The 21,132-nt window shown below is 62.0% G+C and carries 17 protein-coding genes; 14 read left to right on the forward strand and 3 right to left on the reverse strand.

Going from position 1 to position 21,132, the window contains the following annotated elements; genetic code table 11:
* Positions 1-11 precede the first annotated feature (11 nt).
* Complete coding sequence (locus JFN90_RS05375; protein ID WP_199394075.1) at positions 12-1,739, reverse strand: ATP-binding protein; 1,728 nt, start codon at positions 1,737-1,739, stop codon at positions 12-14.
* Between the two features lie 619 nt (positions 1,740-2,358).
* On the opposite strand from JFN90_RS05375, the gene JFN90_RS05380 reads away from it, so the two are divergent.
* The 7 genes from JFN90_RS05380 (at position 2,359) to JFN90_RS05410 (ending at position 8,394) form a co-directional block, all read left to right on the forward strand.
* Positions 2,359-3,021, forward strand: coding sequence for a thiol:disulfide interchange protein DsbA/DsbL (locus tag JFN90_RS05380; RefSeq protein WP_215906706.1), 663 nt, complete (start codon positions 2,359-2,361; stop codon positions 3,019-3,021).
* A gap of 11 nt (positions 3,022-3,032) precedes the next feature.
* Entirely contained in the window at positions 3,033-3,740 is a 708-nt protein-coding gene (gene dsbI / locus JFN90_RS05385) for a protein-disulfide oxidoreductase DsbI (protein ID WP_199394076.1), read from the forward strand.
* Positions 3,741-3,798: 58 nt separating this feature from the next.
* Positions 3,799-5,676, forward strand: coding sequence for an aryl-sulfate sulfotransferase (locus JFN90_RS05390; protein WP_199394077.1), 1,878 nt, complete (start codon positions 3,799-3,801; stop codon positions 5,674-5,676).
* Between the two features lie 117 nt (positions 5,677-5,793).
* Positions 5,794-6,300, forward strand: a complete 507-nt coding sequence (locus tag JFN90_RS05395; RefSeq protein WP_199394078.1) for a TlpA disulfide reductase family protein — start codon at positions 5,794-5,796, stop codon at positions 6,298-6,300.
* A gap of 14 nt (positions 6,301-6,314) precedes the next feature.
* On the forward strand, positions 6,315-7,067 hold the full coding sequence (locus JFN90_RS05400; protein WP_199394079.1) for a cytochrome c biogenesis CcdA family protein: 753 nt from the start codon (positions 6,315-6,317) through the stop codon (positions 7,065-7,067).
* A 65-nt stretch (positions 7,068-7,132) separates the two neighbouring features.
* The gene (locus tag JFN90_RS05405; protein ID WP_199394080.1) at positions 7,133-8,047 is read left to right on the forward strand and encodes a transporter; all 915 of its coding nucleotides are present in this window, start codon (positions 7,133-7,135) and stop codon (positions 8,045-8,047) included.
* A 38-nt stretch (positions 8,048-8,085) separates the two neighbouring features.
* A complete protein-coding gene (locus JFN90_RS05410) occupies positions 8,086-8,394 on the forward strand; it encodes a hypothetical protein (protein ID WP_199394081.1) in 309 nt (102 codons plus the stop codon).
* 116 nt (positions 8,395-8,510) lie between these two features.
* On the opposite strand, the gene merA is transcribed toward JFN90_RS05410, so the two are convergent.
* Positions 8,511-9,917 carry a mercury(II) reductase gene (gene merA / locus JFN90_RS05415; protein ID WP_199394082.1) on the reverse strand — a complete coding sequence of 469 codons (1,407 nt, stop codon included), beginning with the start codon at positions 9,915-9,917 and terminating at the stop codon, positions 8,511-8,513.
* Positions 9,918-10,182: 265 nt separating this feature from the next.
* On the opposite strand from merA, the gene glyQ reads away from it, so the two are divergent.
* From glyQ to JFN90_RS05450, 7 genes are all read left to right on the forward strand, one after another.
* Positions 10,183-11,058, forward strand: coding sequence for a glycine--tRNA ligase subunit alpha (gene glyQ, locus JFN90_RS05420; protein WP_215906716.1), 876 nt, complete (start codon positions 10,183-10,185; stop codon positions 11,056-11,058).
* Positions 11,058-13,121 (forward strand): glycine--tRNA ligase subunit beta, encoded by a 2,064-nt coding sequence (gene glyS, locus JFN90_RS05425; protein WP_199394084.1) that lies wholly within the window; start codon positions 11,058-11,060, stop codon positions 13,119-13,121. The genes glyQ and glyS overlap by 1 nt, the downstream gene beginning before the upstream one ends.
* Positions 13,122-13,306: 185 nt before the next feature.
* A complete protein-coding gene (ppdK, locus tag JFN90_RS05430; RefSeq protein WP_199394085.1) occupies positions 13,307-16,042 on the forward strand; it encodes a pyruvate, phosphate dikinase in 2,736 nt (911 codons plus the stop codon).
* A gap of 162 nt (positions 16,043-16,204) precedes the next feature.
* Entirely contained in the window at positions 16,205-16,405 is a 201-nt protein-coding gene (locus JFN90_RS05435) for a cold-shock protein (protein ID WP_199394086.1), read from the forward strand.
* Positions 16,406-16,486: 81 nt separating this feature from the next.
* Positions 16,487-16,936: a YaaR family protein gene (locus tag JFN90_RS05440; protein WP_199394087.1), complete on the forward strand. Its 450-nt coding sequence runs from the start codon at positions 16,487-16,489 to the stop codon at positions 16,934-16,936.
* A 193-nt stretch (positions 16,937-17,129) separates the two neighbouring features.
* The gene (locus JFN90_RS05445; RefSeq protein ID WP_199394088.1) at positions 17,130-17,960 is read left to right on the forward strand and encodes a PstS family phosphate ABC transporter substrate-binding protein; all 831 of its coding nucleotides are present in this window, start codon (positions 17,130-17,132) and stop codon (positions 17,958-17,960) included.
* A complete protein-coding gene (locus JFN90_RS05450; RefSeq protein ID WP_199394089.1) occupies positions 17,957-20,209 on the forward strand; it encodes a putative bifunctional diguanylate cyclase/phosphodiesterase in 2,253 nt (750 codons plus the stop codon). The genes JFN90_RS05445 and JFN90_RS05450 overlap by 4 nt, the downstream gene beginning before the upstream one ends.
* 255 nt (positions 20,210-20,464) lie before the next feature.
* On the opposite strand, the gene JFN90_RS05455 is transcribed toward JFN90_RS05450, so the two are convergent.
* A complete protein-coding gene (locus tag JFN90_RS05455) occupies positions 20,465-21,121 on the reverse strand; it encodes a fumarylacetoacetate hydrolase family protein (protein ID WP_199394090.1) in 657 nt (218 codons plus the stop codon).
* Between the last annotated feature and the right edge of the window lie 11 nt (positions 21,122-21,132).

Here is a 21,132-nt window from a genome sequence, read left to right on the forward strand (position 1 = left end):
TTACGTTCACATTATCCCCCTTCGGTTAGTCTGGCGAACTGCACGCAGATGCAGGCCCCGTGCAGCACTTTACTCTGTAATTCAAAGGACCTGTTCTCCGCCCATACCTTGCCCTGATCCAGATTGCTGACAATCTGGTGGCACAGGTAGAGCCCCAGCCCGGTGCCGTCGCCCTTGTCCTTGGTCGTCACGTACGGCTCGAAGATACGCTTGAGCAGATGCTCCGGAATCCCCCCGCCGTTGTCCTGGAAGGTCACCGTCACCAGCCCCTCCTCCTCCCCGCAAGAAAGCAGGATGAACCGCTCACCCGTCACCAAGGATAGCTGATCCCGGGCATTCAACAGCACATTAATGGTCAGTTGCACCAGGTCGTTGACGAATCCCATGGTCTGCGCCTGAGAGGTGATCCGGTTTTCGATGGTGATCCGGCTTTGTTCCATGACCGGTGCCACCATCGATATGGCCCGCTCGACCGATGCCTGCAGGTCGATCACGGTCCGGCTGCTGCCCGACATCAGCAGGGAGCGCCAGTCATCTATGATGTTGGACATGTATTCTATGTTCTGGTTCGCCAGGATGATCTGGTTGTTGAGCATGGTGTCATCGAGTTTGCCGAACTGGTTCTGCAGTCCGATGTTCTGAACGATCAGCGACAGGTTGTAGAGCGGTTGCCGCCACTGATGTCCGATATGTCCCAGCATCTCGCCCAGGGCGCACTGTTTGGAGCGCTGGGCCAGCATGGTTCCCTGCTCGGTGATGATGCGCTCGTACTTTCTGAACCCGACCATGTTGATACACAGCATGACACATGCGGTAATGGCGAAAAACAGTAGCCACACGTAGAAATAACCCCAGTGCCGGAGTCGCAGTTCAGTCATGTCGTAGGCGACCAGGTACTTGCCGACTTCGCGGCCCGCGTTGTCGCGCAGGACCTGGGACGTGCTGACCAGGTAATACCTGTCTCCCATCTGTATGTCGTTTCTGCTTCGCCTGAAGTCGATTCTGTCCTTGAACTGGTTGAAGAACTCGGCGTCGTTGGCTTTCAGCTTGCGGTAGTAGTCATAGACGAACTCGGCAGAGTTTGGTTTTAATCCGTTGTTACTGTCGAGCAGTTTGCCCCTCGAGAAGATGGCTGTCCTGACGTCACTGAAGAACCACTTGAGGTTGTAGTGGAAAAATGAGACGTCGACCCCTATCTCGATGGTGCCCACCACATTGTCCTGCGCGTCCCGCACAGGAAGAACCGTACAGAAGTAGAGGGGGACGATATTGCTTTCGTAACCGTAGGTATATTTCTTGGTGGTGAAGACCTCTTTGCCGACGCTCGGTCTGAACGTCGCCGGATCATGCGGGACGGATGGCGGCGTCATGTGAAATCTCAGTTTCCCGTTGCCGTCATAGATCAGCACCGAAATGACCGGAACGTAACGTTTGCCGAAATCATGGAAAGCGGGCTCGGCCGCCTCTTGGAGAGACTCTTCGTCACCAGCTTTCAGCAGTTCGGCAAACTTCTTCTCCTGCGCGATCGCACTGACGTAGTTAACCAGCCGGGAGCAGAGGTACTCCGACTCGCTGTCGTGCGCATTCTTTATGAAACTGTTGATCTTGTTGGCGAAGTAGGCGTAGTCGGAAGTGCGCTTTTGTAGATCCATCAGGGAAAAGAAGCAGAACATGCAGAAGAGCAGGACGTAGGTGACTATGACGATACGATTCTTGCTGGCTTCCCGAAACTTTTTCACTCTGGCGTCCCCCCTTCACTCCCGATCGCGGGCCGGTCCCCCTGGCGCACAACCCCGGTTTCCTGTCGTAGCGGCCCAGCCTCAAAACCAGTTTAGTTTACTTCAGTATAACAAACCATGTAAACCAAAAAGTAGGAAAGGTTCACGATTCTTCCTGAAAGAACCTCACATCCCCGCTGTTTTGACCCTGCCCCCGTGCTGAAGCCGAGTCATAGCCACATTCCACCCCACTCATAGCCAAGCCGTGCCCCTGTCGTAATCACCTGTTTTTATTGGCTAAGACAGAGCTTCCCGCGCCGTTGCCAGTAGGGACACGACCTTGTGAGATAACAGTTTCGTGGTTTGTGCGAAAAAAATTGACAAAAAGTGCTTGACACCTAGCTTTTGGTTTTGTTAAATAAACTAAAAACGAGTTTATGACACTTTATAAAACCAAAAGTAAAGCATGGGCACATGCCGGGGCCGCGTGACGGATTTAAGTTCATTTAACAGAACCAAATAACCAGCGCTGTACCAGCCGGCATCAAGAGAAAGGAGGGACGCGACGGATCGGATGTCACACGAGAGGAAACGGGCCAGGATCAGCAGTAACAACCATACGCTACAAAGGAGACAGATCATGTTCAAATTCGCAAAAACCATCATCAAGAGTTTCGCACTGGTAGCCCTTCTCGCCGGCACCAGCTTCGCCTTCACCGAAGGGACCGATTACGTCAAGCTGGCAAAACCGATCCCGAACGCCCAGGGGACCCTGATTAAGGTGTTCAGCTACGACTGCCCCTTCTGCTACAAGTACGACAAGAAGATCACGCCGAACCTGGTTCCCAAACTGCCGAGCGATCTGAAGTTCCGCCCCTTCCATCTGAAAACCAAGGGCAAGTACGGCGTCCAGGGCAGCGAGCTATTTGCCGTGCTGCTGCTCAAGGATCAGAAGGCCGGCCTCTCCGACCGCGATCTCTACACCGAAAAATCCCTCCTGAAAAAGGCCAAGATGGCCTACTACACCGCCTACCACGACAAGAAGGAACGCTGGGATGCGGGTCCTGAAGCCTACCTGAAGACCGGTCTCGACGCAGTCGGCATGAGCAAGGCCGAGTTCGACAAGGCAAAGAACGACCCCAAGGTCAAGGCGCTGCTCAAAGAGTGGGACCAGTCCTATGACGTCGCCAAGATCCAGGGCGTCCCCGGCTTCGTCGTCAACGGCAAATACCTCGTCATGACCAAGAGCATCACCTCCATCGACGGCATGCTGAAGCTTATCAACGAGCTGAAGACCAAATAAGGAGACGCGTCGTGAAACTCTCAGAAATGATCGGCAACTTCAGGTCGGATCCCATAGGAACCATCAGCCAGTGGCAGGATAAGCGGTTTCTCTGGGTGTTCATGGCGGCACTCAGCCTGTTCATGGTCATCCTGGCCCACTCCGTGTTCCAGATCTGGCTCTACATGAGACCCTGCGAACAGTGCGTCTACATAAGGCTCGCCTTCTTCGCCATGGCCTTCGGCGGCATCGTCGCGGCCATCAGCCCCTCGAATTCGGGCTTGAAGATCGTCGGCTACCTGTTCGCCATCTGGGGAAGCTTCAAAGGTGTCCTCTACAGCATCAAGCTCAACAAGATCCACCACGCCGCCCACAGCGACGACCTTTTCGGCGTGCAGGGGTGCTCCCCGGAGCCCACCTTCCCGTTCCACCTGCCGCTGGATAAGTGGTCTCCGGAATGGTTCAAGCCGACGGGCGACTGCGGCTACGACAACCCGATCATTCCTGACGGGGCACAGTTGAGCTCCATGCAGAAGGCCATCACCGACTTCTATGCGGACGGGTGGTACCTCTGGCCTCCTGCCCACTTCATGAACATGGCGCAGTGCACCGTCATCACCTTCGGCGTCATCCTCCTGGCACTACTGGTGGCGGCAGCCTGCTGGGTCGTGACCCTGGTGCGCAAGCGTCAAGCCGCGGCACACGTGGAAACTTCGAGCTACACCGGCAAGTTGGCATAACGACAATCTCGGCGTGAGGGGCGGCGCGTCCGCCCCGGACAACAAAAAGGAGAACAGTATGAACTGTCGAAACGCAGCAGCAGTGAAGACCGGAAGATTGGCGCGACTCGTTTTGTGCTCGGCGATGCTGGGAGCTGCAATCCCGACCATGGCTTTCGCCATCGGCGGGGCGAGCGGCGCGCATGTCGACTACCAGGTTCAGGGGAAACTCGGCGAGGTGGTCATGAATCCCTATGACTTGGCCCCGCTCACCGCGGTCATCAAAAGCGGCGGGTACGTTCTCAAGGACGTGACCGTGCGCATCGTCCCGAAAAAAGACGGGCAGGAGATCAAATACCAGGTCGCCAACAAGCATCTGCTGACCCACGGTGGCATCCCGGTGTTCGGCCTTTACGCCGACTACGTCAACACCGTCGAGGTCGAATACTCCAAGCTCTTCAACGGTAAGTGGGAGCAGGTTAAGGAAAATTACACCCTCTACGCCCCCCCCGTGTATTCCGAGCCGAACGCCACTAAGACTCTGAAGGCCGCCCTCTTCTCCGGGGCAGAGGTGAAGAAGGTCGACAAGAAGTTCGGCGACCGACTCTATTTCGTGAACAACTTCCTGCACAAGGCGGGCAAGGGGACCAGGGCGGTCTGGAACAACCCGACCGGCGGCGCTCTGGAATGGAACTACTACCCGCAGAACTTCATCGTCGACACCAAGGGCGAAGTCCGCTGGTTCATGAAAGTCGACACCATCTACGACCTGAAGTCGATCTACAACGCCGGCGTCATGATGGGCTTCAAGCAGAACAACGACGGCGCCATGAGCTGGGGCTTCGGCCAGCGCTACGTGAAGTACGACATCCTGGGTAAAGAAGTCTTCAACCGTGAACTGCCGGCCGGTTACAACGATTTCTCCCACTCCATGGACAACTCCCCCAACGGCAACTACTTCCTCCGCGTGGCGAGCTCCAACCTGAAGCGGCCCGACGGCAGAAACGTCCGCACCGTGCGCGACGTGATCATCGAGGTCGAACCGAGCACCGGCCTGGTGAAGGACGAGTGGCGCCTCTTCGACATTCTCGATCCGTATCGCGACGTCAACATGAAGGTTCTCGACCAGGGGGCTGTGTGCCTCAACATCGACGCCAGCAAGGCAGGCCACACCATGACGGCCGAGGAGCTCGCCAAGCAGGACGCGAGCGACAAGTTCGGCGACATCGTCGGCGTCGGACCGGGCAGGAACTGGGCGCACGTGAACAGCGTCGACCATGACGCCGAGGACGATTCCATCATCATCAGCTCGCGCCACCAGTCGGCGGTCGTCAAGATCGGCCGGGACAAGCAGGTGAAGTGGATCATGGGAAGCCCCGAGGGGTGGAAGAAGGAATACCTGGGCAAGTTCCTGACCCCGGTCGATTCCAAGGGTAACAAGATCGTATGCGAGGCCGGCGGCTCCAAGTGCCCCGGTTACGAGAACGACGAGGGCGGTTTCGACTGGACCTGGACGCAGCACACCGCGTTCAAGATCGACAGCAAGTCCAAGGGGGACATCATCTACGTGAGCGTCTTCGACAACGGCGACAGCCGCGGCATGGAGCAGCCGGCCCTGCCGAGCATGAAGTACTCGCGCGCGGTCATTTACAAGATCGACCAGAAGAAGATGACCATCGAGCAGATCTGGGAGTTTGGCAAGGAGCGCGGCAACGGCTGGTACAGCCCGGTGACCTCGCTGACCGAGTACCAGACCGACAAGGACTCCGTGTTCGTCTACTCCGCAACAGCCGGCGCCGATTTTGACATCACCACCGGCGCGTTCAAGAGCGACCCGAACCCCTACATCATGGAGTTCAACTACGGCTCCAAAGAGCCGGCGGTCGAGATCCAGCTGAAGGATACGACCGGCTACCAGGCGATGCCGTTCAGCGTGGACAAGGCCTTCACCAAGTAACCCACCCCGAAGATGCCGCCGTTGCCCCCTCCCGTCAAGGGAGGGGGAGATCCACAGCCCAAACTTGCACCGGATTCCTCGATGAACCATCTAGGAAACCGCAGAGAGGTTGTCACCATGAAACGATTGGTCCGCTACATCTGCGCCTGCCTTATGAGCCTGGTGGTACTTGCCGTGTCGGCGCCGGGCAAAGCCCAGGATGATGCCGCCCCGGTCCGAATCGGCGTCCCCGCCCCGGACTTCAGGTTGCCCGCACTCGCCGGTGAAGGTAAAAGCCTGGCCCAGTACCGCGGCAAGATCGTCCTCGTGAACTTCTGGGCTTCCTGGTGCCCCTACTGCCGCGACGAGATGCCCTCCATGGACCGGTTGGTCAAGTCGTTCCCCAAGGGGGAGCTGGTGGTCGTCGCGGTGAACGTTGAGAAAAAGGTCCCGGAAAGGTTTCGCAAGCTCCCCTTCACCTTCGATTTTCTCAGCGACGCGAACGGGTTTGTGCAGCAAAGGTACGGGGCCAGCCGCCTGCCCGACACTTTCATCGTCGACCGTAAAGGAGTCCTGCGGCAAAGGGTGACTGGCGGGATCGCCTGGGATTCCCCCCAGGTCGTCACTTATCTGAAGTCCCTGTAACGGAGGGGACCGTCATGACCTTTTTCGGCTCCGATATCACCTTCTGGATTGCATTCTCGGCGGGCTTTCTCTCCTTTTTCTCCCCCTGCGTCCTGCCTCTGATTCCCTCCTACATCACCTACATCACGGGGCTCTCCTTCGGGCAGTTGCAGGATGCCCATCCGGCCAGGAAGGTGCGCCTGACCGTCCTCATTCACTCGGTCACCTTCGTGCTCGGATTCTCCGCGGTCTTTATCGGCATGGGAGCCCTCGCCGGGGTCGCCTCCTCCACCTTCCAGTCCGTCATGAAGGACGGCCTCATCTGGCTGCAGCGCGCCGGCGGGGTGCTGATCTTCCTTTTCGGGGTCCACATGTCCGGGCTGTTTCATTTCGGAGTCCTGCTCGGGGACAAAAGGATCCATCTGCACAGTAAACCCAGCGGTCTTGTCGGCACCTTCCTCGTCGGGGTCGCCTTCGCCGCCGGCTGGACCCCATGCATCGGCCCGATCCTCGGCGCCATCCTCGCCATGGCCGCCGGCACTTCCGGTTCGGCCGGTAAAAGCATGTTCCTCCTGGGGAGCTACGCGGCGGGACTGGGTATCCCGTTCATCGTCTCGGGCCTGCTCTTCCACGGGTTTCTCGATTTCTTCAAACGCTTCAGGGCGCACATCAGGAAGATGGAGTTCTTCACCGGTCTGCTGCTCATGGTCGTGGGGATCCTGCTCTTCTTCGGCCTCTTCAACACCATGAGCACCATACTGTACCAGTGGCTCCCGCAGGGGGGCTGAGGGATCCACCGCATCTTCAGCGCAATTCGGCAGTAACCGCTGCGCACAGAAAAAAGGAGCACGTCATGAAATTCAGCAAGCGTATCATCCCGCTTTCCCTCGCGGCACTCAGCACCTGCGCCGGCCTTTCCTGGGGTGCTGATGCCCCTGTCGTCCCCCAGCCGTTCGGCCCGGCCATCTCCGCCTTCGGTCCTGCCGGTACCGGTTTCCCGGTGGGAAAGCTCGGCGTCCTGCTCAATTATCAATACTGCGAGACGGACGGTATCCGTAAGGGGGGGAGTGAAGTAAACGAAAATGTCAGGTTGTCCAAAAACGTCGGCGTGGTGAAACTCCGGTACGGCATCACCGAGGGGCTCGACGTGCGCACGGCGACTCCCCTTTATGACGTCCACAAAAAGAACCTGATCACCGGCAGGGGGGAGCACCTGGGCTGGATCGGCGATACCGCTATCGCCCTGCACAAGGTGCTCTTGAACCAGGCGAAAGGCGCACCGTTCGACCTGGCGGTGGACGTTGGCCTCGTGGTGCCGACGACGGATGTCAGCAGCAGAAGCGTCGACTTCGTCGGCAACGGCGCCTGGGGCACCGGCGGCGCCGTCGGCCTCACTTATTCGACAGGCTCGCACCGCATCGACCAGGAGGTCCATGTCTACACCTTCACCGAAGGGGCTCACGACTACCGTAAGCCCACCTACGTCCGGAGTACGACCGCCTGGGGCTACGCCGTGAACAACTACTTCGATATGGGGGCTGAGTCGCAGTTTGACTGGAACGGCCAGAGCGAGAAGAACGGCAAGAGCCAGAGCGATTCCAAGAACGAGTGGTACGCCGGGCCCAAGGTGGCCTTCAAGTACCGGCCGGCTGGATTCGCGGCAGGCTTGGCCGTCATGTTCCCCATGGCGCGGTGGTACGAGGCCAATACCCCCTCGGAGGGGTTCCGGATCGAGCTGAAGTTGAGCAAGACCTTCGATCTGTTGTAGCGGGGTACCTGGTGATGGCTTGGCGCATCGGTGGGCAAATGGTGACGGTAAACGTGAACGAACAGGAGTGGCAGCCGTGCCAGGATCTCGAGTGCGGACATGACAGCAGGTACGTGAAGGTCGTGGCCGTGTTGGACCGTCTGCTCGCCGACGCCGGCCATGGCCAGATGCAAAAAGTCGGGAAGGGGCTCCAGCATCTCCTTGCCAACACCCTTGACCTGGCCGAGTTGGAAAACAGGGCTATGCGAGAGATCGGCTACCCCGAGTGGGTGGAGCACGAACATGATCATCATCTGCTTTGCACGACCATCGCCAGTCTTTGCTGGCGATGGTCCCGCTCCCGGTGAGAACCGTCCACGCGGAGCCGTGGCATCGGCCTGGCAGTGACGGCAAGGGCGTGACTGGTGCCATGCCCGCCGGAGCGCGTGCCATTATATCAACCTGGTAAATCGCAGCAGTGGAGTTATTCGGCGCAGCAGGAGAGTTGGGTCAGGTCGCGGTGGAAGGCCTGGGCGCACAGGCGCAGTCCCTCACCCATGGAGGGGTAGACGTGCAGGGTGTCGGCAAGCTCGGCGACGGTCATGCGGCAGCGGATGGCGAGCGCCGCCTCGTTGATGATGTCGGCGCCGCGATGCAGGCAGACGTGGACGCCGAGGATGCGATCAGTGACGCGGTCGGCGACGATCTTTACTGCGCCGTCCAGCGCGCCCGTGACGTGGGCCTTGGGGATAGCGGAGGCGGGAATGCACTGGCTCTCCACGTCGAACCCTGCCTCTCGGGCCGCTTCTTCGCCGTAGCCCACCATGGCCACCTCGGGATCGGTGAAGATGGCCATGGGAAGGGTCTGGTAGTTCATTTCGCAGTGGCAGCCGGTTTCCAGCATGTTGTCCACCGCCGCGATCCCCTCGCGCGCACCCACCGTCGCGATCTGCATGCCGCCGGTTACGTCGCCGGCCGCCCATATGCCGGCCGCGGAGGTGCGCATCTCGCCGTCCACCTTGATGTAGCCGCGTGCGTCCAACTCCACCCCGGCCTGCTCGAGGCCAATCCCCTCGGTGGCGGGGGCGGTGCCCACCGCCAGCAGCAGCTGCTGCGAGCGAAACTCGCGCGGCTCACCGTCGATCAGCGCCTCGACCCGGACTCCTTCCCCCTCGTGCGCCACCGAGCAGATGGCGGCGCCCACCACCAAGCGCATCCCCTCTGCCTCCAGCGCTTTTTGCAGCGCCAGCGCCGGTTCCGGCTCCACGGCGGGAAGTACGCGCGCGCCGTGCTCCAGGACCGTGACCGGAACCCCCAGCCGGTGAAACATCTGCCCCAGCTCCAGCGCGATCACGCCGCCGCCGATCACCGTGAGTGATTGCGGCAGGGTCTTCAACAGGAGCGCGCTCTTGCTGGTCAGGTAGGGGGTATGCTCCAGTCCCGGAATCTTCGGGACGCGCGGGTGGCCGCCGGTGGCGATCAGGATGTGCTCGCTCTCGATGACCCGATCCTCCACCTGCACCTTGCCGGGGGCGATGAAGACCGCCTTTCCCTTGATGAGCGACAGTTCGGGGAGCTGCGCCAGCACGTCCAGGTATTTCTTCTGCCTCAGTTCCTGCACCACGGCGAACTTGTGCCCGTCCAGGGTGGCGTAATCGACGCCGTCGCGCCTGACCCCAAGCCCCAGCCGCTCGCCCAGCTCGGCCTCGTGCCGGAACAGGGCGCAGTGAATCAGGGTCTTGGAGGGAATGCAGCCCCAGTTGATGCAGGTGCCCCCCAGGACGCTGCGCTCGATCATGATGGCGCGCGCCCCCCGCTCTTTGGCCCGTAACGCGGCCGCGAAAGCCGTGGAACCCGATCCTAATATGACGATCTCGCCGGTGGTACTCATGTGAATCTCCCCTCAGTCAAGTTTACCGTTCCGCGGTCGGCCGGTAAACAGAAGATTTCACCCGATTTTTCCAGGCACCTGTCCCGGCATCCTTCCCGGGAGGCCCCACTGCGCCCGGGTTTTTCCCGATTTTGCGGGTGATATTCCCTTGACAGCGCCGTGTGCGCTGTTGTAATCTGGCGAGCCTAACTGTTTGGATACAGTAAACTTTTTTATCCAAAAAGCTGCACCACTTGAAATATACGATTTGATCGGAGGCGGCGTGTTGACATTTCAGGATCTGATCCTCTCCCTGCAGGGGTATTGGGCGGGACAGGGGTGCGTAATCCAGCAGCCCTATGATACGGAAAAAGGGGCGGGTACCTTCAACCCGGCTACCTTCCTGCGCGTGCTCGGGCCCGAGCCGTGGAAAGTGGCCTATGTAGAGCCCTCCCGGCGCCCCACCGACGGGCGCTACGGCGAGAACCCGAACCGCCTGCAGCACTACTACCAGTTTCAGGTGATCATGAAGCCTTCGCCCATGAACATCCTGGACCTCTACCTCGACTCCCTGCGCGCCTTCGGCATCGACCCCAACAAGCACGACATCCGCTTCGTCGAGGACGACTGGGAATCCCCGACCCTGGGCGCCTGGGGCCTGGGCTGGGAGGTATGGCTGGACGGCATGGAGATCACCCAGTTCACCTACTTCCAGCAGGCAGGCGGCATCGACCTGAAGCCGATCTCCTCCGAGATCACCTACGGCTGCGAGCGGATCGCCATGTACCTGCAGGGCGTGGACAACGTCTACGACCTGGAGTGGGTCAAGGGGGTCAAGTACGGCGACATCCACCACGAGAGCGAGGTCGAGTTCTCCACCTACAACTTCGAGGAGGCCGACGTCGACATGCTGCTCTCCCTCTTCAAGATGTACGAGAAGGAGTGCGTCCGCCTGGTCGAGAAGGGGCTGGTGCTCCCCGCCTACGACTACGTCATGAAATGCTCCCATACCTTCAACCTCCTGGACGCCCGCGGCGCCATCTCGGTCACCGAGCGCGCCTCCTACATCGGCAAGGTGAGGAACGTGGCGCGCCTGTGCGCCGAGGGTTACCTGCAGATGCGTGAGCGGCTCGGCTTCCCGCTCCTGAAAGGAGGTCGTTAATGGCTAAGGATCTTTTCCTTGAGATAGGCTGCGAAGAGATTCCGGCCGGCTTCGTCCCCAAGGCGATGGCCGACATGGAAGCCCTCATGAAGCGCGAGCTGGAGACGGCCCGCATCGAGTTTGGCGAGATCGTGACGCTTGGCACCCCGCGCCGCCTTGTGCTGGCGGTGAAGGGGATCGCTGAGCGCCAGCCCGACGCGGAACTGACCGCCATGGGGCCGGCCAAAAGCGCCGCCTACGACGCCGAGGGCAACCCGACCAAGGCCGCCCAGGGCTTCGCTCGCGGTCAGGGTGTCGATGTCGCCGACCTGAAGGTCGTCATGACCCCGAAAGGGGAGTACCTGGCCGCCGTGAAGAGCGAGGTTGGGCGCGATACCGCGGAGCTCCTCCCCGAGATGCTGCCGCGCCTGATCGGCAACATCCCCTTCAAGAAGTCCATGCGCTGGGCCGACTTCGACGTCCGCTTCGCCCGCCCGATCCACTGGATCGTGGCGCTCTACGGCGGCAGCGTGGTCCCCTTCGCCTTCGGCAACATCGAAAGCGGCTCCGCCTCCCGCGGGCACCGCTTCATGGCCAACAGCACCTTCCCGGTGCGCGATTTCGCCCACTACCTGGAGGAGTGCGAGCGCCACTTCGTCATTCCCGACCCGGAGAAAAGAAAGGCGATCATCCGCCAGGAGATCGACCGGGTGGCCCGCCAGGCCAAGGGTAACGTGCTCCCCGACGAGGCGCTCCTTGAGCAGGTCTCTTTCCTGGTCGAGTACCCCTCCGCGGTGCACGGAACCTTCTCCCCCGACTTCCTGGTGGTGCCGCGCGAGGTGCTGATCACCTCCATGCGCGAGCATCAGCGCTACTTCTCCCTGGTGGACGACCAGGGGAGGCTCCTGCCGGGCTTCATCACCATCAACAACACCCTGACCGAGGACCCGCAGGTGGTGGTGAAGGGGAACGAACGCGTGCTGAGGGCGCGCCTTTCCGACGCCCGCTTCTTCTTCGACGAGGACCACAAGGTGAAGCTCGAGTCCCGCGTGGAAAGCCTGAAGAGCGTGGTCTACCAAGCGAAACTGGGTACCTCCTACGAGAAGATGGAGCGCTTCCGCGAGCTGGCCAAGGGGCTGGCCCAGCGCCACAACCCTGCGGTGGCCGACAAGGCCGCCCGTGCCGCCACCCTGTGCAAGGCCGACTTGGTCTCCGGCATGGTCGGCGAATTCCCGGAGGTACAGGGGATCATGGGGCGCGAATACGCCCTGCATGACGGCGAGGACGCCGCGGTCGCCAACGCCATCGCCGAGCACTACCTGCCCACCCAGGCCGGCGGTGATCTGCCCGCTTCCGACATCGGCGCCTTCGTGTCGCTGGCGGACAAGACCGACACCATCTGTGGCTGCTTCAGCGTGGGGCTCATCCCCACTGGCTCCGCCGACCCCTACGCCCTGCGCCGCTCGGCCCTGGGCATCATCAACATCATCCTGGACAAGAAGTACCGTGAGCCGCTCTCCGGGCTGATCAAGGCGTCCCTGGAGCTGTTGGCCGCCAAGGCAAACCGCCCCGTGGAGCAGGTCTACCAGGACGTGCTCGACTTCTTCCGCGGCCGTTTCGTGAACCTGATGGCTGACCGCTACCCCTCCGACGTGGTGGACGCGGTGGTCTCGGTCTCCTTCGACGATCTGGTCGAGGCGGCCGCCAAGATCCAGGCGCTCGCCGAGTTCAGGAAACGTGACGACTTCGCCCCGCTGGCAGGCGCTTTCAAGCGCGTCGGCAACATCGTCAAGGACGGGGTGGACACGCCGGTCGCGGCTAACCTCTTCCAAGAGCAGGCCGAGGGAGCGCTCTACGAGGCGCAGCAGCAGGTGAAGCAGAAGGTCGAGGCCGCCCTCGGTAAGGCCGACTACCTCGCCGCCCTCACCGAGATCGCCACCCTGAAGTCCGCCGTCGACCTCTTCTTCGACAAGGTCATGGTTATGGCCGAGGACGAAGCGGTACGCCAGAACCGTTTGGCGCTTTTGACCGCGATCGCCCGGCTCTTCGGGAGCCTCGCCGACTTCGGGAGACTGTCGGCATGAAAAGACTGCGACAGCTGACGCCGGGTTGCAGCACCCTGGAGCAGGCCGCCACGGTAAAAGCAGGCAAAATCTGACGCTCACGTAAACAGCCGTCCGGGTGCAACTCCCGGCGGCTGTTTGCCTTTTTTGGTTTATGTGTATACTTTAAGCTCCATATTAATTAACAAAGTCTAAGGAGGGTGCACATGGGAACGCAGTACGTCTACTTTTTTGGCGCAGGCAAGGCTGACGGCAACGCCAAAATGAAGGAACTTCTGGGTGGCAAGGGGGCCAACTTGGCTGAGATGACCGCCATCGGTCTCCCGGTTCCGGCCGGCTTCACCATCACCACGGAGGTCTGCACCGAGTACTACAAGAACAACCAGCAGTACCCCGCCGCCCTGGCCGCCGAGGTCGAAGCGAACCTGGCCCGCGTCGAGGGGCTCATGGGCAAGAAGTTCGGCGATCCCGCCAACCCCCTCCTGGTCTCGGTACGCTCCGGCGCCCGCGCTTCCATGCCCGGTATGATGGACACCATCCTTAACCTGGGGTTGAACGATACCACGGTACAGGGGATCATCGCCCAGTCCGGAGACGAGCGCTTCGCCTACGACGCCTACCGCCGCTTCGTCCAGATGTACTCGGACGTGGTGATGGGGATGCACAAGGACGAGCTTGAGCACCTGCTGGAGAGCAAGAAGGACGCGCGCGGCGTGCACCTCGATACCGACCTGAAGGCCTCCGACTGGAAGGAGCTGGTGGGCGAGTTCAAGGCCAAGATCAAGGAGCGACTGGGCGTCGCTTTCCCCGAGGACCCGAAACAGCAGCTTTGGGGCGCTATCGGCGCCGTGTTCGGCTCCTGGATGAACCAGCGCGCCATCACCTATAGAAGGCTGAACAACATCCCGGCCGAGTGGGGCACCGCGGTCAACGTGCAGTCCATGGTGTTCGGCAACATGGGTGATGACTGCGCCACCGGCGTCGCCTTCACCCGCGACCCCTCCACGGGCGAGAACTACTTCTACGGCGAGTACCTAGTCAACGCCCAGGGCGAGGACGTGGTGGCCGGCATCCGCACCCCGCAGCCGATCAACCGCGCCAAGTACAAGCCGGGCGACCTCCCCTCCATGGAGGAGGTGCTTCCCGAGTGCTACCAGCAGCTGGTGCAGATCCGCGACATCCTGGAGCGCCACTACAAGGACATGCAGGACATCGAGTTCACCATCGAGAAGGGAATCCTGTACATGCTGCAGTGCCGCAGCGGCAAGAGAACCGCGAAGGCGGCCCTGAAGATCGCGGTGGACATGGTGGCCGAGGGGTTGATCGACGAGAAGACCGCAGTCTTGCGCGTCGCCCCGAACCAGCTCGATCAGCTCCTGCACCCCTCCCTCGACCCCAAAGCCGATAAAACCGTGATAGCCAAAGGGCTCCCGGCCTCCCCGGGCGCCGCTTCCGGCGAGGTGGTCTTCACCGCCGACGAGGCGGAGAGCGCGGCGAAACTGGGCCACAAGGTGATCCTGGTCCGCGTCGAGACCTCCCCCGAGGACATCCACGGCATGCACGCGGCGCAGGGTATCCTCACCGCGCGCGGCGGCATGACCTCGCACGCGGCGGTGGTCGCGCGCGGCATGGGCAAGTGCTGCGTCGCCGGCTGCGGCGACATCAAGGTCGACTACCACTCCGGCCAGTTCGTCGCCAAGGACGGCTCCGTTATCAAGAAGGGTGACGTTATCACCCTGGACGGCTCCACCGGCGAGGTGATGAAGGGCTCCGTCCCCATGGTCGCCGCCGGCGTGGGCGGGGACTTCGCCACCGTCATGGCCTGGGTGGACAAGTTCCGCCGCATGAAGGTGAGAGCCAATGCCGACACCCCGCATGACGCGAAAACCGCCCGCGAGTTCGGCGCCGAGGGTATCGGCCTGTGCCGCACCGAGCACATGTTCTTCGAGGCGGACCGCATCGCCGCGGTGCGCGAGATGATCCTTTCCGCCGACCTCGAGGGTAGGAAGAAGGCGCTGGCCAAGATCCTCCCGATGCAGAAGGGCGACTTCAAGGGGCTCTTCCGCGAGATGAAAGGGCTGCCGGTCACCATTCGCCTGCTCGACCCGCCGCTGCACGAGTTCCTCCCCCAGGAGGAGAAGGACATCGAGGCGCTCTCGGCCACCATGGGTGTCTCCGTGCAGACCCTGAAGCACAAGGTCGAGTTCCTGCACGAGTTCAACCCGATGCTCGGGCACCGCGGCTGCCGCCTCGGCGTCACCTTCCCCGAGATCTACGACATGCAGGTCCAGGCCATCATGGAGGCCGCATGCGAGCTGGTGAAGGACGAAGGCTTCCAGATCGTCCCGGAGATCATGATCCCGCTGGTCGCGGTCACCAAGGAGCTCTCCATCATGCGCGCCAACGCGGTTGCCGTCTGCGAAGACGTGCAAAAGCGCTACGGCGTCAAGGTTGAGTACCTGATCGGCACCATGATCGAGCTGCCGCGCGCCGCCATCACCGCCGACAGCATCGCCACCGAGGCGGACTTTTTCTCCTTCGGCACCAACGACCTCACCCAGACCACCTTCGGCCTGTCCCGCGACGACGCCGGCAAGTTCCTCCCGTTCTACGTGGAGAACGGCATCCTCGAGGACGACCCGTTCGTGACCCTGGACCAAAACGGCGTGGGCGCCCTGGTCCGGATGGGTTGCGAGAAGGGTCGCCAGACCCGCCCCAACATCAAGCTCGGCATCTGCGGCGAGCACGGTGGCGACCCGGCCTCGGTCATCTTCTGCGACTCGGTCGGCCTCGACTACGTTTCCTGCTCGCCGTTCCGGGTGCCCATCGCGCGCCTGGCCGCGGCCCACGCCACGCTCAACGCGCAGGCGGCCGCTCCGGCCAAGAGTGCCGCGGCGGGAAAGGCCAGTGACGCCCTGGAACAGCCCGTGGCCAGCGCCTAGTCCGGCAGGCGCCACGGTAGGGACGTCGCAAGGCAGCCGGAGAAGCCTTGACACGCTTGATGTAAACGTGTAATAGCGGATAGGGCGTTTTTAAGACGCGAAGAGGGGCGGCCGGACACCGGCCGCCCTGAACAAGACAACGAGCGGTACAGGAGAAAAGTAATGGCAAACGGTGTGGTGAAATGGTTCAACGACGCTAAGGGGTTTGGCTTCATCGAGCAGGACAACGGCGCGGATGTGTTCGTGCACTTCTCCGCCATCCAGGGGGACGGCTTCAAGTCTCTCGTCGAGGGGGACTCGGTGAGCTTCGACGTGGTGCAGGGCGCTAAGGGGCCGCAGGCCGCCAACGTGGTCAAGAACTAACATCCTTTCCGAGCCTTGGTCCGGCCCCGAATCTTTTTCGGGGCCTTTTTATTTCCGCCCACAGGGCGACGGTGCCAGCGCATGCGTATCAATGAAAAGTCCGATTCCCGCAGCATCGCCAAGAAGGAGAAGGGGCCCGCTCCCAAGAACGTCGCCGGAGCCGGTGGGCCCCTCTTCGCCGGCAGGTTGACCGCCGTCGCCAAGGCGAGCGCCGAGTACCAGGGAGAGCTGCAGCGCCTTAAGGAAGAGATCGACAAGGTGGGGGACGTCCTGGAGCAGGAGCCCACCATCGCCAACTTCAAGGTCTTTCGCGAACTGATCGGCACCATGGCGCGCAAGGTCTCCGCGGAGGCCTACCGCATCGAGATGCTGAGCGGCGGGGTCACCGGGCGCAGCCACGAGGTGATCGCCGTGATCGACAAGGAGGCCGATCTCCTGTACCACCTGGTGATGCGGGAGCAGAAGGACCATATCCGTATCGTGGCCCAGATCATCAAGATCAAGGGGCTCGTAGTCGATTTCATGCTCTAGCACCGCGCTGTCGTCCCCCCCCGTAGTTCCGCCTCCCGCGGCACCCCGCCCACCGCTTGTACCGATAAAGTACTTAAGATCACGACCGTAAAACCGATAAAACAGTAGGGTGAACGGTGGCCGTTTCGCCACCCCTTGGCATCCCCGCGCAGGTTCCCCATATTCTTCAATTCAGTCTGACAGGAGAGCACCCATGGCATCTTTCGTCAAGGCAGCATTGGCAGTCACGGCCGTTCTTGCCACCTTCGTGTCCCCCCCGACCTCCTCCGCAGCGGAAACGCTCAGAATCAACGGCACCGGCGCCGGCTTGGTGGTGGTGAAACCGCTGGCAGAAGCCTTCCAGAAGGAAAACCGCGGCATCGTCATCGAAATGGAGAAGAGCCTCGGCAGTTCAGCCGCCATCAAGGCCGTGTCCCGCAACGCGCTCGACCTCGCCATCTCGGGGCGCACGCTCAAGCCGGCCGAGAGCGCCGAGGGGCTCGTCCAGCAGGAGTGGGGGAAGACCCCGATGGCGGTGCTTGCCAACCGCGGTGTGCGTTCCAAAGGGGTGACGCTGAAAGAACTGGCGGCCATGTACGCCGGCAGCAGCGCCAAGTGGCCAGGCGGCGAACTGGTCCGGGTGGTGCTGCGCCCCAACGAGGACACCGACACCAAGCTGACCCGCTCCATGTCCCCGGAGATGGACCGTGGCGTCGGCGCGGCCCAAGGGCGTAAGGACATGCTCCTCGGCATCACCGACAACGAGGCCTTCGAATCGCTTAAGAAGACCGAAGGGGCGGTGGCGGTGATGGCGCTGTCGCTGGCGCTCGCCGAGCCTAATTCGGTGAACGTCCTCAAGCTTGACGGGGTGCTGCCAAGCGTTGCCAACGCCGCCTCGGGCAAGTACCGCTTCGTCAAGGATATGCACCTGGTGATGCGGAAAGATGCCCCTGCCGCGGTGGCCAAGTTCGTCAAGTTCCTCAACTCGAAGAAGGGGCGCTCCATCGCCGCCAAATACGGCCTCGTCGTCCCCGGGACGAAATGAACAGGCACAGCCAGTCCATACGCCGCAGCACCACCCTGACCGCAGGGATACTCTCCGCTGTGCTGACCGTGGTGCCGCCAGCGATCTACTTCGTGATGGCCTTCTCACACATGACGGGAGTCATCGAGACGGAGGGGGAGATCAACGCGCGCGTGGTGGGGACGCTGGTGGTGGCGAACCCGAAGATGTGGGAGTTCGAGGAGTTGCGCCTGAAGGAGCTCCTGGCGCGGCGCTCCACGGACACGGCGGAAACGCGGGTCCTGTACAACCTGAAAGGGCAGGTCATCGCCGAGAGCTCGGACCAGGTGCTGCGGCCGCTTCTTTCCCAGGCCTTCCCCGTGTACGATGCGGGGCACCAGGTGGCCAACCTGGTGGTGTCACGGTCGCTGGCCCCGACCCTCATGGTGACCACGCTGCTCTTCTGTCTGGGGGCTCTCGCCGCTGGCTTCACCTTTTTCCGGCTGCGCACCGTGCCGCTGCGGGCCATCGAGAATGCCTACCGCAACCTGAAACAAAGCGAAGAGAAATATCGCTCGGTGTACGAGTCACTCAACGAGGGGCTGGCCCTGTACCGGACGATCCCGGTCGGCGGCGCTGAAATCGACCTGGTCCTGGCGGACATCAACCCCACGGCCGTCTCCGTCTTCGGCTTCGGCCGGGACGACATCGGCAAGAGCATCCTGCAGCTTCAGGGGGGGCTTTTCGCGCCGGTCCGGGAGGCGCTCCAGGGGGCGCCGGCCGAGGTGAGTCTCGAACTGACGCAGGAAGGGGCGGGGCGGGTATTCACTGTGAACGCCTTTGCCATGGGGGATGGGATGGTGGCGACCCTTCTGGAGGACGTCACCGAGAAAAAGCGCAGCGCCGAACAGCTGGAAAACCTGGCGTACTACGACAGTCTGACCGGGCTGTTGAACCGCCGCATGCTGCTGGACCGGATGGAACATACCCTGGGCACTGCCCAGCGCGACGGGATCAAGATGGCCACCCTCTTCTTCGACCTGAACGGCTTCAAGCCGATCAACGACACGATGGGGCACGAAGCGGGGGACCAGATCCTGATCGAGGTGGCCCGGCGCCTGAAGAGCTCCGTGCGCAAGAAGGACACCCTGGCCCGGCTCGGGGGGGACGAGTTCGTGGTGGTGGCGACCCTCGACACGGAGGACAACGCCAGCTGCATCGCGCAGAACCTGCTCAGGAAGCTCGCCCCGGTGTACGAGGTCGGCGGCCGGGAAGTTTTCGTGGGGGCGAGCATCGGCATCTCGATTTACCCCGACGACGGCACCGCCCCGGAAACTCTGCTTAAAAACGCGGACATCGCCATGTACAACGCCAAGAAGCCGGGGATTGAATTCTGCTTCTACAGCGCTCAGATGAACCAGAAGCTGCAGGAGCGCACCCGGCTCGAATTCGAGCTTTGGATGGCCCTGGAGCGGGAGGAGTTCTTCCTGGAGTACCAGCCCATCATGGATGCCCGCACCGGCAGGATCGCCGCGGTGGAGGCGCTGGTGCGCTGGATGAGCCCGGAAAAGGGGCGGGTGATGCCGGATTCCTTCATCCCGCTCGCCGAGGCTACCGGCATCATCGTCCCGCTGGGAGAGTGGGTGCTGAAAACCGCTTGCACCAAGCTGCGCCAATGGCTCGATGCGGGGTGCCTGCCGATCAGGATGTCGGTGAACATCTCGGGGTGTCACTTCATGCGTAGCGAGCTGTGCCGGATGGTGGAGGAGGCGGCGGAGCAAACCGGCGTGGACCTCGGCCTCCTCGAACTGGAACTCACCGAAACCTGCCTGGTCAAGGACGTGGAGGAGACCGCCGCCAAGCTTTGGTACCTGAAGGGGCTCAACGTCTCCATCGGCATCGACGACTTCGGCACCGGCTATTCCTCGCTGCAGTACCTGAAGAACTTCCCCATCGACCACTTGAAGATCGACCGCGCCTTCATAAAAAATGTCTGCGAACTCCCCGACGAGCGTGCCATCGTGGAGGCCATCATCGGCATCGCCAAGGCGATGGAGCTGCACGTGATCGCCGAGGGTGTGGAGACCCTGGAGCAGGCGCAGTACCTGGCGCACCGGGGGTGCGACGAGCTGCAGGGATACTACTACCACCGTCCGCTCTCCGAGGAGCGGCTGCTCGAGGTGCTGCGCGAGGAGCGGGAGCGGTTCGAGCAGGGAACGGTTGGGGGAGCGTGTGAGGCGGGAGCGGGGGGTGGCGCCGACGTAGCGGCGCCCGTGGCGGTTATGGAGTAGTTATGGCCGTGCCGGCGCAGCCGGTGTGCGCCGGGCGGAGGGAAACGAAAAGGGGACTCGCAACGAGCCCCCTTTTTCTTTAACTGCAGCCGCACCCTTTGGAGTTGTCTCCGTCTTGGCGAAGCTTCTTGCCACACTTCTGGCACCGCCAGAAGAGGCCACCTCAACCGGGCATCAGTACCATGAGCCCCTGGCAATCGGGGCAGCTTTTCTCGTTGTTCATATGGAAACCCTCCTTGGTGGGATAAAGCCTTTCTACCGCACCGAAACCGCGATGCTCCCCACTCCGGCGATCCCCGCGACCACGCGGTCGCCGCTTTTGATCGGGCCCACCCCGGCGGGGGTCCCGGTCAGCACCAGGTCGCCCGGCTCCAGCGTGAAGATGGAGGAGAGGTAGCTCAAAAGCTCGGGGATGCGGTGGATCATCAGGTCGGTGCCGCCGTCCTGGCGCTTCTCGCCGTTCACGGTGAGGGTGATGCGCAGCTGATGCGGATCGGCCACCTGCTGCGCCGGGACGAAGGGGGAGAGGGGGCAGGCGGTGTCGAAACCCTTGGCGATGTCCCAGGGGAGCCCCTTCTTCTTCAGCTCCGCCTGCACGTCCCTGAGGGTCAGGTCGATGGCGACGGCGTAACCGGCCAGGTAGGAGAGGGCGTCGTCGGCGGGGATGTCGCGCCCCTCCTTACCGATCAGAAGCGCCAGCTCCGCCTCGTGGTGACAGTCGCTGGAGTAGGAGGGGATCACGATCTCCTGGCCGGCGCCGATCACGCTGGTGGCGGGCTTGGTGAAGATCACCGGCCGCTCCGGGGTCTCGTTGCCCAGTTCCTTGATGTGGTCCGCGTAGTTGCGCCCGATGCAGAGGATCTTGCCGATCCGTACCGGCTCCGCAGAGCCGATCAGTTGTGCCGTTTTCATGGTCCTCCTGT

It is taken from the genome of Geomonas propionica, assembly GCF_016458235.1.
Classification (GTDB): Bacteria; Desulfobacterota; Desulfuromonadia; order Geobacterales; family Geobacteraceae; genus Geomonas; species Geomonas propionica.

Bases quoted from the DNA above. Each gene is read 5' to 3' on its own strand.
- JFN90_RS05380 (WP_215906706.1), top strand. From the start codon at position 2,359: ATGTTCAAATTCGCAAAAACCATCATCAAGAGTTTCGCACTGGTAGCC.
- JFN90_RS05395 (WP_199394078.1), top strand. From the start codon at position 5,794: ATGAAACGATTGGTCCGCTACATCTGCGCCTGCCTTATGAGCCTGGTG.
- JFN90_RS05440 (WP_199394087.1), top strand. From the start codon at position 16,487: ATGCGTATCAATGAAAAGTCCGATTCCCGCAGCATCGCCAAGAAGGAG.
- merA (WP_199394082.1), bottom strand. From the start codon at position 9,917: ATGAGTACCACCGGCGAGATCGTCATATTAGGATCGGGTTCCACGGCT.
- ppdK (WP_199394085.1), top strand. From the start codon at position 13,307: ATGGGAACGCAGTACGTCTACTTTTTTGGCGCAGGCAAGGCTGACGGC.
- JFN90_RS05435 (WP_199394086.1), top strand. From the start codon at position 16,205: ATGGCAAACGGTGTGGTGAAATGGTTCAACGACGCTAAGGGGTTTGGC.
- JFN90_RS05400 (WP_199394079.1), top strand. From the start codon at position 6,315: ATGACCTTTTTCGGCTCCGATATCACCTTCTGGATTGCATTCTCGGCG.
- JFN90_RS05455 (WP_199394090.1), bottom strand. From the start codon at position 21,121: ATGAAAACGGCACAACTGATCGGCTCTGCGGAGCCGGTACGGATCGGC.
- glyS (WP_199394084.1), top strand. From the start codon at position 11,058: ATGGCTAAGGATCTTTTCCTTGAGATAGGCTGCGAAGAGATTCCGGCC.
- JFN90_RS05445 (WP_199394088.1), top strand. From the start codon at position 17,130: ATGGCATCTTTCGTCAAGGCAGCATTGGCAGTCACGGCCGTTCTTGCC.
- JFN90_RS05390 (WP_199394077.1), top strand. From the start codon at position 3,799: ATGAACTGTCGAAACGCAGCAGCAGTGAAGACCGGAAGATTGGCGCGA.
- JFN90_RS05410 (WP_199394081.1), top strand. From the start codon at position 8,086: ATGGTGACGGTAAACGTGAACGAACAGGAGTGGCAGCCGTGCCAGGAT.
- JFN90_RS05405 (WP_199394080.1), top strand. From the start codon at position 7,133: ATGAAATTCAGCAAGCGTATCATCCCGCTTTCCCTCGCGGCACTCAGC.
- JFN90_RS05450 (WP_199394089.1), top strand. From the start codon at position 17,957: ATGAACAGGCACAGCCAGTCCATACGCCGCAGCACCACCCTGACCGCA.